This is a genomic window from Roseomonas sp. F4 (assembly GCF_053891155.1).
This window is the reverse complement of record NZ_JBSSHK010000003.1, coordinates 452,599-468,351: the sequence shown is the minus strand read 5'-3', so window position 1 is coordinate 468,351 and position 15,753 is coordinate 452,599. Positions and strand designations below refer to the sequence as shown.

Below are 15,753 nucleotides of genomic sequence, written 5' to 3'. Positions count from 1 at the left end.
CATGCCGATACGCCTTCATATGCAGGTGAACCCGGCCTCCGCCATCGCGGAGGCCTTTGCGGAATCCCTCATCCGTGGCCTGGCAGCGGGCGAGGACGCGACGCTCAGCTTCGGGCAGACGCCCGAAGCGCTGGAGGCCGGGCTGGCGGAGGCCGAAGCGCTGCTGCTGGTCGGCGGCGCGCCCCTGCATAACCTGCCGCGCCGCGCGCCAAAACTGCGCTGGATCAGCTACACCAGCGCCGGCGTCGAATGGCTGCTGAAGGCCGGCCTGCCCGAACAGGTGACGCTGACCAATGCCAGCGGCACGCATATTCCGAAGGCGGCGGAATTCGCGCTGCTGTCGGTGCTGATGCTGAACAACCAGATCCCCTTCTTCGCCACGGCGCAGCGGGCGCATCGCTGGGCGCCGAATCCCGGCGGCACCGTGGCGGGGAAGACCGCGCTGATCCTCGGCATGGGCGCGCTCGGCGGGGCCGCGGCAACGGCCCTGGCCCGGCAGGGAATGCGGGTGCTGGGCAACAGCCACTCCGGCCGCCCGCATCCGGATGTGGCGGAGATGAGCCAGGGCGCCGGTTTTCGGGCGCAACTGCCCCAGGCCGACTTTCTGCTGATCGCCCTGCCCCTGACCCCGGCCACCCAGGGGCTGATCGGCGCGACGGAGCTGGACCTGCTGCCGCGTCATGCGGGGGTGGTGAATATCGGCCGCGGCGAAATCCTGGACACCGCCGCTTTGGCCGAACGGCTCGCCGATGGCCGCCTCACCGGTGCGGTGCTCGACGCCCTGCCGCAGGAACCGCTACCGCCCGACCATCCGCTCTGGGACACGCCGAATCTCACCATCACCCCGCATTGCGGGCTGTACGATCCGGCGGAATACGCCCCGCGCTGCCTGGAGGCCTTCTTCGCCAACCTGACACGCTTCCGCGCCGGCCAGCCGCTGCATCAAGTGGTGGATCGCACGCGCGGCTACTGAGCCGCGTCCAGCACCGCCGCGACGATGCCGTCATAGCCGGTGCAGCGGCAGAGCTGCCCGGCGAGACCGGCCCGCACCTCCGCCGCCGATCCCGCGCGGCCACGCAAAATCAGGTCCCGCGCGGCGATCAGCATGCCGGCGGTGCAATAGCCGCATTGCAAGGCGTGATGCGTGGTGAATGCTTCACGCAGACGGATCATCACCGCGTCGTCACGCAGACCCTCCAGCGTGGTGACGGACTGGCCCTCGGCAAGTGCCGCCGGCACCAGGCAGCCGCGCACTGGCACGCCCTCCATCAAGACGTTGCAGGCGCCGCAACTGCCATGCTGGCAGCCGATCCGCGTGGCGGTCAGGCCGAGACCGTCGCGCAGCACCAGCGCCAGCGAATCGCGATCCTCGCAGACCACATCATGGGTCTCGCCATTCACACAGAGATGCGTCATGCGCTGGCCCGCCGGATCGCGACGGCGCGCAGCCGTGCCAGATGCGGGTCATCCGGCGCTGGCGCCTCCGGCATCAGCGCGGCGCCCGCCGGGCTCGCCACGGCGATGCGCGGCGCGGCGCCGGGGGTGTGCAACACGCCGGCCAGCGCCTCCGCGAAGGCGCCCGGCGCGGGGGCCAGCTTGCACCAGCCGAAGCGGGTACCGGGGGCAGGCAGGGGAATGGTCACGGCCTCGATCACCTCGCCGGGCCGCAACGCCGTGGCGAAGGCGCCGGTGCAGAACTTTTCGAGAGGCAGCACCCGTCGTGCTTCGCCTCGGCGCAGCTCGGCGCTCGAACCCAGCGCCAGCAGCGCCACCGGCCAATCCGCCGCCGGATCATGCAGCGCCAGACTGCCGCCAATGGTGCCGAGGTTGCGCACAGGCCGATAAGCGATGCCGGCGGCAATTCGGGAAAGCCAGTCCCGCAGGGGGGCCGGGCCGATGCCGTCCTCGATCCGCGCATGGGTCACGCCGGCGCCGATCCAGAGCGCGCCGTCGCGCTCCGCGACCTCGGCCAGGCCGGGCAGATCGCGCAGCGGCACCAGCGCGGCCGGCTCCGCCAGGCGCAGCGCCAGCAACGGCATCAGCGACTGGCCGCCACCCAGCGGCAGCGCGTCTTCCAGCAGCGCGGGCAGCGCGTCCCAGGTCGCGGCGCGGCGGAGGGTGAAGGGGGCCGGGATCATGCCAAAGCGGCCAGCACGCGGCGCGGCGTCACCGGGGTCTGCGTCACCACCATGCCGAGGCCGAGCGCCTGTTCCACGGCGGAGGCGATGGCGGCCGGCGGCGCGATCGCCCCACCCTCCCCCACGCCCTTCGCCCCATGCACCGTGCTGCGCGCCGGCGTCACCAGATGAAGCACGCGGATTTCCGGCAGGCTGGGCGCATCGGGCAGGCGATACTCGGCGAAGGTTGTGGACAGCGGCTGGGCCTCCGTGTCGAAGCGCAATTCCTCCGTTAGCGCGGTGCCGATGCCCTGCACCACGCCGCCCTTCACCTGGCCATCGACGACCATCGGATTGATCATGGTGCCGCAATCCTCCGCCACGCAGTAATCCTCCAGCGCCACCGCGCCAGTCTCCGCATCCACCCGCACCACCGCGGCATGCACGCCGTAGGAGAAGACGCCGGCATCCTCCGGCGGGCTGTAATCGGCGGTCGCCTCCAGCCCCGGCGCCTCCCCCGGCGGCAGGCGTTCCTGGCGCATCGTCGCCGCATGGGCGAGGTCGACCAGGGGGATCGAGGCCGCACCTGCCCAGGCGCGCCCCTCCCGCAACTCCACCAGCGCCACCTCCGCCTGCAGGAAATGCGCGGCGATGCGCCGCAGCTTGGCGCCCAGCATTTCGGCCGCCGCCTTGGCCGCGCCGCCGGCAAAGACCAGCGAGCGGGATGCGAAGGTGCCGAAGCCGAAGGGAGAAAGGCCGGTATCGCCATGCCGCACCGCGATGTCATCCGGATGCAGGCCCAGCTCCTGCGCCACGATCTGCGCCAGCACCGTCTCCAGCCCCTGGCCGTGGCTGTGAATGGCGGTCAGCAAGGTGAGGCTGCCATCCGGATGCATGCGCAAGGTCGCCGTTTCATGCCCCGGCACCACCCGCGCCTTGCGCCCGGCCCATTCCGTGGTGCCGTGGCCGGATTGCTCGGTGTAGATGGCGAAGCCGACGCCCACTTTCTCCCCCGCTGCGCGCCGCGCCTCCAGCGCCGGCAGGTCCAGCATGCCGGCACAGGCTTCCAGCGCCGCGGGATAGTCGCCCGTATCCAGCGTCATCCCCGCCGCCGTGGTGTGCGGAAGGTGGGCGATCAGGTTGCGACGGCGGATCTCGAACCGCGAAAGCCCCACCTCATCGGCCAGCGCATCCATCAGCCGCTCGATCGCGAAACAGGCCCCGGTGCGGCCGACACCGCGATAGGGACCCATCGGCGGCTTGGTCGTCGCCACCGTATGATGCCGCACGTCCAGATGCGCGATGCCATAGGGGCCGCCCAGGTTGCGCGCCGCCATCCCCGCCTCGGCAAAGGCGCCCGTCGGCCAGAGTGCATAGGCGCCGGCATCGACCCAGAGCTCGCCCTCGATGCCGAGCGCGATGCCGTCCCGCGTCGCATGCAGGGTCAGGTCGTACAGATGTTCCCGCGCATGGGCGCCGGCCATCAGATGCTCGCGGCGGTCCTCCACCCATCGGATCGGGCGGTCCAGCTTCAGGGCGAGGGCGCAGGCCACCACCTCCTCCGGCATCAGGCGGTTCTTGGCACCAAAGCCGCCGCCGACATCCGGCGCCACCACCCTCAGCCGCGATTCCGGCAGGCCGAGCATGGCCGCCAGCGCATGCCGCAGCACATGCGGCCCCTGGGAGGAGATGTGAAGCACCAGCTCCCCGGTGCGCCGGTCCGGCACGGCGATCAGCGCGCGGGGCTCCATCGGCGCCGCCGATTGCCGGCCCAGCCCGAGTTGTCGGCGGATGCGAATGGGGGCATCCAGTCCCGCCACGTCCCCGGCCTTCACATGGCCGGACCCGTAGCGATTGTCCGCCCAGCCCGGATGCAGCACGGCGGCACCGGGCGCCAGCGCCGCCGGCACATCGGCAAAAGCCGGCAGCGGCGAAATCTCCACCTCGCAGCGCGCCAGCAAATCCTCCGCCGCGCCGCGCGTGGCGGCCAGCGCCGCCAGCACCGGCTGGCCCGCGAAGCGCACCACCTCCTCCGCCAGCGGCGGATAGGGCGCTTGGCGAAACCCTGGCATGTCCGGCCCCGCCGGCAGCAACGTCACCGGGCCAAACTCCCCAGCCGCATACACGCCCGCCGGCCGCGTCACCGCGCCGATCCGCCCATGCGCCACCGGGCTGCGCCAGAAGGCCAGCTCCAGCATCCCCGGCGCCGCCACATCGGCCGCAAACACCCCCTGGCCGAGCAGATGCCGCGCATCCTCCCGCCTGGGCACCGAGGCCCCAATCCAACCCTTGGCTTCCATGGCCACCATCTTGCATCCCACCCGCGCCCGGGCCTACCTGCCCCTACGACCGGAGTTGCCGATGACCGACGCCGCCACCCCCCTTCTGCTCACCCCTTACGCACTGCGTGGCGTCACACTGCGCAACCGCATCGTCGTTTCGCCGATGTCGCAATACAGGTCGGACCCAGGCGGCATCCCAGGCGACTGGCACCTGGTCCATCTCGGCAAATTCGCCCTCGGCGGCGCCGGGCTGGTCTTCTGCGAGGAAACCAGCGTCTCCGAGCGCTCCCGCAAAACCTATGACTGCCCCGGCATCTACACCGACGAACAGGCCCGCGCCTGGCGCCGCATCACCGACTTCCTGCGCGCGAACGGCAGCGCCAGCGCCATGCAGATCGGCCATGCCGGCCGCAAGGTCGCCACCCGCGCGCCCTGGGACGGTTTTTCTCCACTTACCGAGGAAGACGCCGCCCGCGGCCGGCCGCCCTGGTCCGGCCTGGCGCCCAGCCCCATCCCCTTCAAGCCGGGCGCCATAATCCCGAAGGAAATGGACGCGGACGATATTCGCCACGTCATCCAGCTCCACGCCGATGCCGCCAAGCGTGCCGACGACGCCGGCTTCGACATCCTCGAAATCCACGCCGCCCACGGCTACATCATCCAGCAATTCCTCTCGCCCATCACCAACCAACGCAGCGACAGCTACGGTGGCGACCGCGAAGGCCGCATGCGCTTTGGCCTGGAACTCGTCGAAGCCGTCCGCGCCGCCTGGCCCGCCGACAAACCCCTGCTCATCCGCCTGTCCTGCGTCGACGGCCGCGGCGGCGGCTGGCACATGGAAGACACCCTCGCCCTCTGCCACGCCCTGAAACCGCGCGGCATCGACCTGATCGACTGCTCCTCCGGCGGCATCGAAGGCCCGCTGACCCTCGCCGTGGTCCCCCGCGCCCCCGGCTACCACGTGCCCTTCGCCGCCGAAATCCTGCGCGAAACCGGCCTCCCCACCATGGCCGTCGGCCTCATCACCGACCCCCACCAAGCCGAATCCTACCTCCAGGACGGCTCCTGCCACCTCATCGCCCTGGCCCGGGAAATGATGTGGAACCCCAACTGGCCGACCCACGCCGCCCAAACCCTCGGCCAAAACCCCCTCCCCCTCATGCCCCCCTCCTACGCCTGGTGGCTCGAACGCCGCGACGAAGTCCGCCGCCGCTTCCCGACCGGGCAGGAGACGGCTGCGGAGTAGGGCCGAAGGCCGCGCGAGTGGCCTTGCAGGGGGACAACGTCCCCCCGCAAGGCCACCCGCGCCGGACCTTCGCCCTACCCCCGCAGACGGCGCTCGTCCGCGCTCGGCAGGAAGCGGCCGTCGTAGATTTCGGCGGGGGGTGGGGCGGATGCCAGGCCGAAGCCGTCTTTGACGAGGGAGATGGTTTCGGTGAGGCGGGCTTCGCTGAGGGTGCCGAGGCCGTCGGCTTGGGTGCGTGGGGTGATCATCAGGCGGTCGCGCAGGTAGATGATGCGTTCGGCTTCGATGGGTTCTTCGAGCAGGGGGAATTGGCGCTTGAGTTCACTGGCGGCTTTGGCGGGGTCGGCCATGACGTCGTGCCAGCAGCGGGTGGAGGCTGAGAGGAAGCGGCGGACGGCGTCGGGTTTTTCGGCGATGAAGCTGCGGCTGGCGAGCATGGCGTTGCCGGGGAAGTCCATGCCGTAATCGGCGTAGCGAAGGGTGTGGATGTCCTCGGGCTTGGCGCCATTGGCCTTGAGGTTGAAGAAGACGGTGTAGTCGAAGCCGGTCACGGCATCGACCTGGCGGGTCATCAGCATCTGGTCGCGGAGGGCGGGGGTGACTTGTTGCAGCCGCATCCGGTCCATGGGGATGTTATTGATGCGGCAGAAGGCCGGGAACATGCGGGAGGCGCCGTCGGCCGGGCCTTGGCCGATGGTGCGGCCGGCGAGGTCTTCGGGTTTCAGGATGCGCGTGCCGCCGAGGCTCATGATGGCCTGGGGGGAGCTGTCGTGCAGGGACATCACCACCTTCGGCGCGGCGGCGGGGTTGCGGGCGTGGAATTCGATGAGGGTGGCGATGTCGCCGCTGCCCATCTGGTAGTTGCCGGAGGCGACGCGGGTGATGGCGTCGCCGGAGCCGGAGGAGCCGTCGATGGTCACATCGAGCCCGACGTCCCGGTAGTAGCCGCGCGACAAGGCGAGCAGATAGCCTGCGGTGCCGCCATCGGGCCGGAAGTTCAGCACGAAGCGCAGGCGCTCCGGCGCCTGGGCGAGGGCGGGCGCGGCGAGCAGGCCGGCTGTGGCGCCGAACAGGGTGCGGCGGGCCAGGGTCATGCGATTCCTCCGGAAGATGCGGGCATTGTCCGCGCGTTCGGAAGCAAGACTGGTGCCATCGGCCATGTTGCGACGGAGCGCAGCTGCACGATTTCATGGCACCGTCGTGGTTTTGCCGCCGCCGTGACCACCTTGACAGCAGCTTTCGGTACTTCGTTGCGCTTCATACGTTGAAGCGCGACGCTGGTGACCTATACTGCGGGTCAGGCCGGTGCGGCCGCTCCTCCTCCCCGGGCTCGAATCCACGAGACGGCGGGGACGGAAGCGCTCGCGGCCGAACAGGCGAGTCCAGAGATGACCAACACGCACGACTGGCGGCGAGACCGCAAAGCCCGCAGCAAGCGAGGCTTCGACGACGACATGCCGCAGGAGGGCGGGTGGGCACCTCCGCCGACTCCGAGCTATGCACCTTCCGCCGCCTCTGGCGCGCCGCGGCGGTCTTCCGCCCCGGTGGCCTCGGGGCCGGAGGTTGCGGCGGTGGTGAAGCGCTTCGACCCGGAGCGGGGCTTCGGCTTCGTGGCGGTCGATGGCGGTGGCGGCGATGCCTTCCTCCATATCAGCGTCCTGCAGCGCGTCGGCGCCGATACGGTGGCGCCCGGCACCAAGCTGCGCATCCGCGTCGGCCAGGGTGAGCGCGGCCCGCAGGTGACCGAGGTGCTGGAAGTTGGCGCGGTGGGGGAGGTTCCGGCCTCTCCGCCGCGTGGCATGGGTCCGCGGCCCGGTGGCCCGCCCGGCGGCGCCGGCGGCTTCCGCAGCCCGCCCCCGCCCGGTTCGGGCGAGGAGGTCCAGGGCACGGTCAAGTGGTACAGCGCCGAGAAGGGCTTCGGCTTCGTCACGCCGAGCGACGGCGGCAAGGACGTGTTCGTCCACGCCACGGCGCTGGAGCGCAGCGGTCTGCGTCCGCTGACGGAGGGCCAGTCGGTCACCCTGCGCGTGGTGCAGGGCAAGAAGGGGCCGGAAGCGGCTTCCGTCACGGCGGCCTGAGGCTTCGGTCTCGGTGTACATACAGTTAGGGCGGCGACCGCAGGGTCGCCGCCTTTTTTTGTGCCGCCGCGATGCGCGCCGATCCGTGATCCCGATTGCCCGTCCTGGGCGCAGCCGATAAGCCGGGCTGGACGAGGTGGCCGTCCGAGCCGCCCGATCGGGAGTGTCCAAGATGATTCTGCGCCGCCGCGGCCTGCTGGCCGCCACCCTTGCCTCCAGCCTCGCCGCGCCCGCTTTGGCCCAGGGCTGGCCTGACCGCCCACTGCGCATGGTGGTTCCCTTCCCGCCGGGCGGGTCGAACGACATCATCGCCCGGCAGTTGTCGGAGGCGCTGCGCGAAAGGCTGGGCCAGCCGGTGATCGTGGAGAACCGTGCCGGGGCGGGTGGCAATGTCGGCGCCGACAGTGTCGCCAAGGCGGCGCCGGATGGGCTGACGCTGCTGCTGACCGCGCCGGGGCCGCTGGCGATCAACGAACATCTGTTCCGCGGCATGCCCTTCGTGCCGCAGCGGGATTTCGCCCCGGTGGCGCTGGTGGCCAGCGTGCCGATCGTGCTGATGGTGACCAATGGCCTCGCCGTTCGCTCGGTGGCGGAGCTGGTGGCCCTGGCGAAGCGCGACCCGGGCAAGCTCGCCTTCGGCTCCTCCGGCAATGGCAGCACCAACCATCTGGCGGGGGAGCTGTTCAAGGCGATGGCGGAGATCGATATCGTCCACGTGCCCTATCGCGGCGCGGCGCCGGCGATGACGGATCTGGTGGGCGGGCAGATCCAGATGATGTTCGACAATATGCCCGCCGCCCTGCCGCAGGTGCGTGGCGGCCAGGTGCGGGGCCTGGCGGTGGCCGGCAGCGCCCGCGCCGGCGCCCTGCCGGACCTGCCCACGGTGGCCGAATCCGGCGTGCCGGGGTTTGCGGCGGAGGCGTGGTTCGGCCTGGTGGCGCCCTCCGCTACGCCGGAGGCTGTGCTGCAACGGCTTCAGGCCGCCTGCGCCGGCGCCTTGGAAGATGCCGGGCTGCGCGCCCGATTCGCCCAGGGCGGCGCCGAGCCGGGCACTCGCCTCGGCGCCGATTTCGGCCGTTTCATCGCGGAGGAGCGGGCGAAATGGGGCCGCGTCGTCGCCACATCGGGCGCGCAGGCCAATTGAGCGGGGCGCCGGACGGGGTCCGGCGCGCCATGGGCCCGGTGAGCCGTGAATGCAAGGCACTCAAACCCTTGTGCGCCCAGGGCATCACGTCCTAGTTACGTGCGTATGACGAACAGTGGGCGCGCCCTTCTGATCGTGGTGGTGGTTTCTGCAGGCCTCGCCACGTTTGTCGCCAGCCGGTTCGTTCGGAACGATCCGGCGGGCGGTGCTGAGACTCGCCCGGTTCCCGGGTCGGAGGCACGGGTCGCCGCGCCCCCGCCCGCCGTCGCGACCGCGACGCCCCAGACCGCTGCGGCCCCTGCTGCTGCGGCTCCGACTGTTGCAGCCCCGGCCGTTACGGCTCCGACCGGGACCGTCGCAACCGGCCAAACCCCGACCGGCCCAGCCCAGGCGGGCGCGACCCAGGTGGGCCCCGCCCCGCCCCCGCCTGTCGTGGCCCCGCAAGTTGCCGCCCCGGCCGCGCCGGCGCCGGAGCCGCCACGTTTCGACGTGGTGCGCGTCGGTGCGCGCGGCGGCGTTGTGGTGGCGGGTCGGGCCGCGGCGGGCGCAGAGGTAATTCTGCTTGAGGATGGGCGGGAGATCGGTCGCGCCCGGGCCGATGCGCGCGGCGAATGGGTAATCCTGCCCGCCGAGCCGATGCGCCCCGGCAGCCGGCAACTCTCCCTGCGCGCCCGCATCGCCGGCGTCGAGATCGCCGGCCTCGATGTGGTGGTCGTGATCGTGCCGGAGCCGACTTTGATGGCCGAGGCCCCCCGTCCGGACGCCCAGGCCGAGGCCACTGCCCAGGCCGAACGCCTTGCCGCCGCGGAAGCCGCGGCCGAGGCGGAGCGCCGCGCCGCGCGGGACGCGCAGGACCGCCTTGCCTTGCAGGCCGAGACGGCAGCGCGCGAGGCCGTCGCCCGGGCCGAGGCAGCCAGCCGTGCCGAAGCCGCCGCCAGGGCCGAGGCGGTGGCGCAGGCTGAAGCCGCGCGCGCGGCCTCAGCCATGCAGATGGCGGAAGCCGAGGCGGCGTCCCGGGCCGCCGCCGCGCGCGCCGCGGCCGCCGCCCGGGCCGAAGCCCTGGCCCAGGCGGAAGCCACGCGCCTGGTCGATGCCGCCACGCAGGCAGCGCTCGCCGCAGCGGAGGCCGCCGAGGCGCTTCGCCAGACCGAGACCGCACGCGCGCAGTCCAGCGCCCAGGCCAGTACCCAGGCCAGCGCGGCGGCCCGGCCCGTCACGCCGCCCGCCCCCGCCCGTCCCCTCGTGGTGCTGCTGCCGCCGGCCGAAGCCGGGCCCGCACGCGTGCTGCAGGGTGGCGCCGCGGCGGCCAATCCGGCCCTGGGGCTGGAAGTGGTGGATTATACCGATGCCGGCAGCATCCGCTTCGCCGGCACAGCCGCGCCCGGCGCCTCCGTCCGCGTCTATGTGAACGACCATCATGCCGGGGATGCGGAGGCCGATGCGCAGGGTCGCTGGACCATGGCGCCGGCGGAATCCCCCGCCATCGGCCGTCATCACCTACGGCTGGACCAGATCGCCGCCAATGGCGCCGTGGCGGCCCGTATCGAACTGCCCTTCCAGCGCGACCAGCTGCCGGAAGGCAGTGTGGCGGAGGGGCGCGTGGTGGTGCAGCCGGGCAACAACCTGTGGCGACTGGCCCGCGCGGCCTATGGCCAGGGCATTCGCTACACCGTGATCTTCGAGGCCAACCGGAACCAGATCCGCAATCCGAACCGGATCTTCCCCGGTCAGGTCTTCGCGATCCCCGCCGCCATGCCGGCCGATTCCAGCCGGTCCAGATAAGGGTCCAGCGCCAGAGCGAAGCCCACCATGGCGCTGACCAGCGCGGTGGCCGTGGTGCTGCCCGGCAGTTCCATATCCGTCTCCAGCCGCACCCGATGGTCCGGCATCAGGCGCAGGCGCCAGCCTTCCGGCAGGTCGGCCGGCATGGCCTCCAGCGCCGCGAAGGCGCCGGGGCGCGCCGAGGGCCGCTCGGCGGTGTAGGGCACCGCGCCGGCCTGCGCCGTCAGGCTGATATGCCCCGGGCTGACCACGGCCTCACAGCCGCGCCCACGCCAGGCGAAGTGCAGCGCGGGGCGCCCAACCGGGGTCAGGCGGCCATCATGCGCGATCAGAAAGGGTCCGTGCGGAAGTGGGTCCATGGGGATGCATGTTGTCCGCGAAGGATGAACATACCATAAGCGCCTACATGAGCCTGATCACCAGCCTGCAACTCGTCCTGTCCAAGCCGCACCCGGCCGGGCGCCCCTTCATCTATGGCGGCCTTGCCGTCGCCGTGATCGGCGGTCTGCTGCTCGGCGGCTGGCTGTTCTGGCCCGGCGTGATCTTCACGCTGTTCTGCCTGTACTTCTTCCGCGACCCCGAACGGGTGCCCCCGCCCCGCGGACAGGTGGTGTTGGCGCCGGCCGATGGCCGCGTGGTGATGGCCGGCCCCGCCGTGCCGCCGGAAGAGCTGGGCCTCGGCCCGGCGCCGCGCTACCGCGTCTGCATCTTCCTGTCCGTCCTCGACGTGCATGTGAACCGCATGCCGGTGGATGGCGTTGTCACCCGGATCGCTTACCGGCACGGCGCCTTCCTGAATGCCAGCCTGGACAAGGCGAGCGTGGACAATGAACGCAACGCGCTCGCCATTCGCATGCCGGATGGGCGGGACGTGGCCGTGGTGCAGATCGCCGGGCTGATCGCCCGCCGCATCCTGTGCCATGTGCGGGAGGGGGATCAGGTGCAGGCAGGCGACCGTTTCGGCATCATCCGCTTTGGCAGCCGCACCGATGTCTATCTGCCGGAAGGCGCCCGCCCGCTTGTCGCGGTCGGCCAGCTTATGATCGGCGGGGAGACTGTGGTGGCGGAACTGCTGCCGATGGCGAGCCCGGCATGAGTGAGGCGCTTCCGCCGCCCGAACCGCAGCGCCTGCGCGGCCTGCGCCGCTTTCGCCCCCGCACCAGGCCGCGGTTCGAGGGCCTGTCATTCAACCGGCTGATTCCGAACATCCTGACCATGCTCGGCCTTTGCGCCGGGCTGGTGGCGATCCGTGCCGCGATCGAGGGGCGCTTCGCCCTGGCGGCCGCGCTGATCGTGGTGGCGGCGGTGATCGACGGGCTTGATGGCCGGCTGGCGCGGCTGCTGAAGGCGACGTCGCGCTTCGGCGCGGAATTCGACAGCCTGGCGGACTTCCTGTCCTTCGGCGTGGCGCCCGCCATGGTGCTGTATCTGTGGTCGATGCAGACGGTCGGGCCGCTGGGCTTCGTGCCCTGCCTGCTCTTCGCGGTGTGTTCCGCCCTGCGTCTGGCGCGGTTCAATGCCTCGCTGGATATCGGCCCGGCGCCCAAGCCCGCCTATGCCTATAATTTCTTCACAGGCGTCCCGGCCCCGGCCGGGGCGGGCTGCGCGCTGTTCCCGCTGTTCGGCGCCCTGGCCTTTTCCGAATGGGGCTGGATCGGCACCGGCGACGCCATCCGCCATCCCATCCTGGTGGGCTTCGTGCTGGTCGCGGTTGGCGTGCTGATGGTCAGCACCCTGCCGACCTGGTCCTTCAAGAACTTCCGGGTGCCGCGCTTCGCCGTCCTGCCCCTGCTGCTCGGCGCCGGGCTCTATGTCGCCTTCCTGGTGGCGGAGCCCTGGGCGGCGCTGGCGGCCGGCGGCCTGATCTATCTCGGCATGCTGCCCTTCTCGCTGCAATCCTACCTGACCTTGAAGCGGGAAGCGGAATCGCTGATCGAGCCCGAGGCGGACCCGACCAGCGCCGCATGACATGATGTGAAACCGGCGGGGGATGATCTCCCCTTGCCGGAAAAACGTTGCGCGGCCAGTCTGCCCCCCGCTGTCGCAGGAGGGGGAATTCCCAGGAATGTTTCGGACGATCGCCTTGGCCGTGGCGGCGCTTCTGCCCGCCTTGGCGCCCCCCGCCCTGGCCCAGACCGAGCTGCTGGCCCGCGGCCGACATCTGGTGGAAGTGACCGGCGCCTGCGGCAATTGCCATACGCCGATGGGGCCGCAGGGGCCCATCGCGGGCCGCACCCTGGCCGGCGGCACGGTCTTCGACGAACCGCCCTTCCGCGCCGTTGCCCCCAACATCACCCCGGACCCCGAGACCGGCATCGGCCGCTGGACCGACGCCCAGCTGGCCCGCGCGATCCGGGAGGGGATTCGCCCCGATGGCAGTCTGATCGGCCCGCCCATGCCGATGACGCTGTATCGCGGCCTGTCCGACCAGGACCTCGCGGCGATCGTCGCCTATCTGCGCACGGTGGCGCCGGTGGAAAACCGCGTGGAGCGCAGCGTCTACCGCATCACCCTGCCGCCGGCCTATGGCCCGCCCTTGGGCAGCGTGCCGCCGCCCGCCGACACGCCGGTGGCGCGGGGCGAATACCTGGCCAATGCCGTCGCCCATTGCATGGAATGCCACACGCCGATGCTGCCCACCGGCCAGAATGACCGGACCCGGCTCGGCGCCGGCGGCATGGAATTCCGCGGCCCCTGGGGCGTTTCCGTGGCGCGCAACCTGACGCCGCATGCGAACGGCCTCGGCGGCTGGACCGATGCGCAGATCGTGGAGGCGGTCACCAAGGGCGTGTCGAATACCGGCCGCCAGCTCGCGCCGCCCATGGCCTTCTGGGCCTATGCGAACATGACCCCGCAGGAGCTGGGCGACTTGGTGGCCTATCTGCGCAGCCTGCCGCCGCAGCCGTGAATGTTCGTGGCAGGCTGCCGCTGACCGTGGCGGGGCGGGCAGTGACCATCACCGGCGGCCCCTTCGATGCCATCCCGGATGGCGCCTTTGGCGTCTGTCTGGAGATGATGTCCGAAAAGGCCTGGCTGGCGGATGTGCCGCTGCCCACCGCCGATTTCGGCCTGCCGGAGCCGGAGGCGCTGCGCGCGGCGGTCGGCGTCGTGCTGCGGCAGTTGGAAGCCGAGCCGGACCGGCCCGTGCATATCGGCTGCCGGGCCGGTGTCGGCCGCACCGGGCTGTTCATGGCCTGTCTGGCCAGGGCGGCGGGGGTGGCGGGCGATCCGCTGGACTATGTGCGCGCGAACTACCTGCCGCATGCCGCCGAGACCCCGGCGCAGCAGGCCTTCGCCCGGAATTTCCGCTGGCCTTAGGCGTAGAGGTCGAGCAGCCGCTGCGGCACGCCGGCCGCGGCGGCAGCCGCCACCCAGGCGGGTTCCGGCTTGGGCGGCGCGGCCTGCTCCGGCTTGGCGGGGTCGATGTTCTTCTTCGCTCGCGCCACATCCGTGCAGTCGCGGCAGGGGTAGCCGTTGACGATCTCCATGGCGCGGATCATCGCGGACCAGGCCTCAACGCCCGGTGAAGGCGAGCCGCGCTCGGGCCAGCACCCGCCCATCGATCGCCAGCAGCCCCAGCCCGATCACCGCCATGCCGCCAAAGTGGCGCGGGGCCAGCACCTCGCCCAGCACCAGCGCGCCGAGCAGCAGGGCCGTGACGGGCACCAGCAGCGTCACCAGCATGGTGTTGGTCGCCCCCGCCCCGGCCAGGATGGCGTAGAACAGCGCATAGGCCAGCGCGGTTGCCAGCAAGCCGAGCGCCAGCAACGCGGCCACCGCCTCCAGCGACGGGGTGGGCAGTGCCCAGGGCCGGTCGAAGGCCAGCACCAGCGGTAGCATCATCAGGCTGGAGGCGATGCACTGCCCCGTCGCCGCCGGCAGCGGCGCCAGCCCGGCCCGGCGCACCCGACGCGACCAGATGCCCGACAGGCCATAGGAGAGGCAGGCGCCGAGACACAGCGCGATGCCCAGCGCCTCATCCGCCGCGCCGCGGCCAAAGGCGGCGGGTCCGGCGAGGATGGCGACGCCCAGCAGGCCCAGCAGCGTGCCGGCCAGGCGGTTCGGCGTGAGCTTTTCGTCCGTGGTCATGAGGTGCGCCGCCAGCACGGCAAAAACCGGCGTCGCCGCATTGACCACGGCGGCGAGGCCGGAGGGGATGTACTGCTGGCCGAGCACGATCAGGGTGAAGGGGATGGCATTGTTCAGCAGCCCCGTCCCGGCACAGGCCAACCACCCGGCCCGCGTCGCCGGCAGCGCCAGGCCCAGAATGCGGCAGGCCAGGGCCAGCGCACCAGCGGCCAGCGCCACGCGCACCAGCACGATGGTGAAGGGCGGAAAGCCGCGCAGCGCCACGGCCATGAAGAAGAAGGACCCACCCCAGATGACGGCCAGCGCCAGCAGCAGGGTCCAGAGCCGGGCATTCATGGGGGTGGTCATGGGGGGTGGATAGAGCGGGGCGCGGGCGTGGCGCCATCCGGTCGTTGCGCGGGACTGGTCTGCGCGGATGGGTGCGGCTGGTGGGCAAAGCCCCCTCAGCCAAGTCTCTCCCCCCGTCGGGGGGAGAGGGCTTTGGTCAGACGAAGCCGAACTTCTCGTTGGCGGCGGTCTGGCGGGCGATGGCGGCCGCTGTCTGTTCGCGGATGGCCTCCGGCGGCTGGGTCAGGTCGGCCACCACCTGGTACAGCCGGCGTTCCGACGGCGCGCCGCGATGCACGCCGGGGGTGACGTAATAGGGCGCCTCCTCCGTCACCTGCGCGATCTCGGCGGCGGAGAGCGAGGCATCGGTGGGCGCCCGCTTCACATACCATTGCCGCAGCAGCACCGGGGTGCCGTCCATCAGGGCCAGCGCCCCCTGATTGCCATGGTCCAGCCGCCAGCGATTGGAGGTGACCTCCTCCAGGCAGATGTTCATGTCGAGGCCGGCGACCTTGGCCTGCCACAGGGTACATCCGGCCTTTCGGCCGGTGGCCGGGGGGCGCAGCCGGGGCTTGGCGCGGGCGGGGATGGATTTTTCATCGAAGGCGGCTGCCCAGAGGGCCAGCAACCTTTCGATCTCGGCCGGTTGCTCGATCGCGCGTAGGCTGCGCGGCGGTTCCTTGCTCAT

Annotated in this window: 17 protein-coding genes; 9 read left to right on the top strand and 8 right to left on the bottom strand. The window is 71.5% G+C overall.

The genetic code is table 11. The features are described from left to right. The first annotated feature begins 1 nt into the window (after window position 1). A complete protein-coding gene (locus ACVFYP_RS14480) occupies window positions 2-973 on the top strand; it encodes a D-2-hydroxyacid dehydrogenase (protein WP_499200892.1) in 972 nt (323 codons plus the stop codon). On the opposite strand, the gene ACVFYP_RS14475 is transcribed toward ACVFYP_RS14480, so the two are convergent. From ACVFYP_RS14475 to ACVFYP_RS14465, 3 genes are read right to left on the bottom strand one after another with little or no spacing between them, the layout of a single operon-like run. After that, a complete protein-coding gene (locus ACVFYP_RS14475; protein WP_499200891.1) occupies window positions 967-1,416 on the bottom strand; it encodes a (2Fe-2S)-binding protein in 450 nt (149 codons plus the stop codon). The genes ACVFYP_RS14480 and ACVFYP_RS14475 overlap by 7 nt on opposite strands. Continuing rightward, window positions 1,413-2,138: an FAD binding domain-containing protein gene (locus ACVFYP_RS14470; RefSeq protein WP_499200890.1), complete on the bottom strand. Its 726-nt coding sequence runs from the start codon at window positions 2,136-2,138 to the stop codon at window positions 1,413-1,415. Before ACVFYP_RS14470 ends, ACVFYP_RS14475 begins: the two co-directional genes overlap by 4 nt. Next, on the bottom strand, window positions 2,135-4,426 hold the full coding sequence (locus tag ACVFYP_RS14465) for a xanthine dehydrogenase family protein molybdopterin-binding subunit (RefSeq protein WP_499200889.1): 2,292 nt from the start codon (window positions 4,424-4,426) through the stop codon (window positions 2,135-2,137). Before ACVFYP_RS14465 ends, ACVFYP_RS14470 begins: the two co-directional genes overlap by 4 nt. 52 nt (window positions 4,427-4,478) lie before the next feature. On the opposite strand from ACVFYP_RS14465, the gene ACVFYP_RS14460 reads away from it, so the two are divergent. Next, complete coding sequence (locus tag ACVFYP_RS14460; protein WP_499200888.1) at window positions 4,479-5,645, top strand: NADH:flavin oxidoreductase/NADH oxidase; 1,167 nt, start codon at window positions 4,479-4,481, stop codon at window positions 5,643-5,645. A gap of 74 nt (window positions 5,646-5,719) precedes the next feature. Here ACVFYP_RS14460 and ACVFYP_RS14455 read toward each other — a convergent pair whose 3' ends face one another. Then, window positions 5,720-6,739 (bottom strand): ABC transporter substrate-binding protein, encoded by a 1,020-nt coding sequence (locus ACVFYP_RS14455; protein ID WP_499200887.1) that lies wholly within the window; start codon window positions 6,737-6,739, stop codon window positions 5,720-5,722. A gap of 294 nt (window positions 6,740-7,033) precedes the next feature. Between ACVFYP_RS14455 and ACVFYP_RS14450 the strand changes: the two genes are divergently transcribed. From ACVFYP_RS14450 to ACVFYP_RS14440, 3 genes are all read left to right on the top strand, one after another. After that, the gene (locus ACVFYP_RS14450; RefSeq protein ID WP_499200886.1) at window positions 7,034-7,723 is read left to right on the top strand and encodes a cold-shock protein; all 690 of its coding nucleotides are present in this window, start codon (window positions 7,034-7,036) and stop codon (window positions 7,721-7,723) included. Window positions 7,724-7,895: 172 nt separating this feature from the next. Then, a complete protein-coding gene (locus tag ACVFYP_RS14445; protein ID WP_499200885.1) occupies window positions 7,896-8,867 on the top strand; it encodes a Bug family tripartite tricarboxylate transporter substrate binding protein in 972 nt (323 codons plus the stop codon). 432 nt (window positions 8,868-9,299) lie between these two features. Next, window positions 9,300-10,649 carry a LysM peptidoglycan-binding domain-containing protein gene (locus tag ACVFYP_RS14440; protein ID WP_499200884.1) on the top strand — a complete coding sequence of 450 codons (1,350 nt, stop codon included), beginning with the start codon at window positions 9,300-9,302 and terminating at the stop codon, window positions 10,647-10,649. Here ACVFYP_RS14440 and ACVFYP_RS14435 read toward each other — a convergent pair. Continuing rightward, window positions 10,595-11,008 carry a hypothetical protein gene (locus ACVFYP_RS14435; RefSeq protein ID WP_499200883.1) on the bottom strand — a complete coding sequence of 138 codons (414 nt, stop codon included), beginning with the start codon at window positions 11,006-11,008 and terminating at the stop codon, window positions 10,595-10,597. The genes ACVFYP_RS14440 and ACVFYP_RS14435 overlap by 55 nt on opposite strands. Before the next feature lie 47 nt (window positions 11,009-11,055). Here ACVFYP_RS14435 and ACVFYP_RS14430 point away from each other — a divergent pair, with 47 nt between their 5' ends. The 4 genes from ACVFYP_RS14430 (at window position 11,056) to ACVFYP_RS14415 (ending at window position 13,967) form a co-directional block, all read left to right on the top strand. Next, on the top strand, window positions 11,056-11,745 hold the full coding sequence (locus ACVFYP_RS14430; RefSeq protein ID WP_499200882.1) for a phosphatidylserine decarboxylase: 690 nt from the start codon (window positions 11,056-11,058) through the stop codon (window positions 11,743-11,745). Next, the gene (locus ACVFYP_RS14425; protein WP_499200881.1) at window positions 11,742-12,617 is read left to right on the top strand and encodes a CDP-alcohol phosphatidyltransferase family protein; all 876 of its coding nucleotides are present in this window, start codon (window positions 11,742-11,744) and stop codon (window positions 12,615-12,617) included. Before ACVFYP_RS14430 ends, ACVFYP_RS14425 begins: the two co-directional genes overlap by 4 nt. Window positions 12,618-12,714: 97 nt before the next feature. Further along, window positions 12,715-13,557, top strand: a complete 843-nt coding sequence (locus tag ACVFYP_RS14420; RefSeq protein WP_499200880.1) for a c-type cytochrome — start codon at window positions 12,715-12,717, stop codon at window positions 13,555-13,557. Continuing rightward, window positions 13,554-13,967 carry a protein-tyrosine phosphatase family protein gene (locus tag ACVFYP_RS14415; protein WP_499200879.1) on the top strand — a complete coding sequence of 138 codons (414 nt, stop codon included), beginning with the start codon at window positions 13,554-13,556 and terminating at the stop codon, window positions 13,965-13,967. Before ACVFYP_RS14420 ends, ACVFYP_RS14415 begins: the two co-directional genes overlap by 4 nt. On the opposite strand, the gene ACVFYP_RS14410 is transcribed toward ACVFYP_RS14415, so the two are convergent. The 3 genes from ACVFYP_RS14410 to ACVFYP_RS14400 form a co-directional block, all read right to left on the bottom strand. After that, on the bottom strand, window positions 13,964-14,137 hold the full coding sequence (locus tag ACVFYP_RS14410) for a hypothetical protein (RefSeq protein WP_499200878.1): 174 nt from the start codon (window positions 14,135-14,137) through the stop codon (window positions 13,964-13,966). The two genes, ACVFYP_RS14415 and ACVFYP_RS14410, sit on opposite strands and share 4 nt — an antisense overlap. A 25-nt stretch (window positions 14,138-14,162) precedes the next feature. Beyond that, window positions 14,163-15,086, bottom strand: coding sequence for a DMT family transporter (locus tag ACVFYP_RS14405; protein ID WP_499200877.1), 924 nt, complete (start codon window positions 15,084-15,086; stop codon window positions 14,163-14,165). 136 nt (window positions 15,087-15,222) lie between these two features. Beyond that, window positions 15,223-15,753 (bottom strand): hypothetical protein, encoded by a 531-nt coding sequence (locus ACVFYP_RS14400; protein ID WP_499200876.1) that lies wholly within the window; start codon window positions 15,751-15,753, stop codon window positions 15,223-15,225.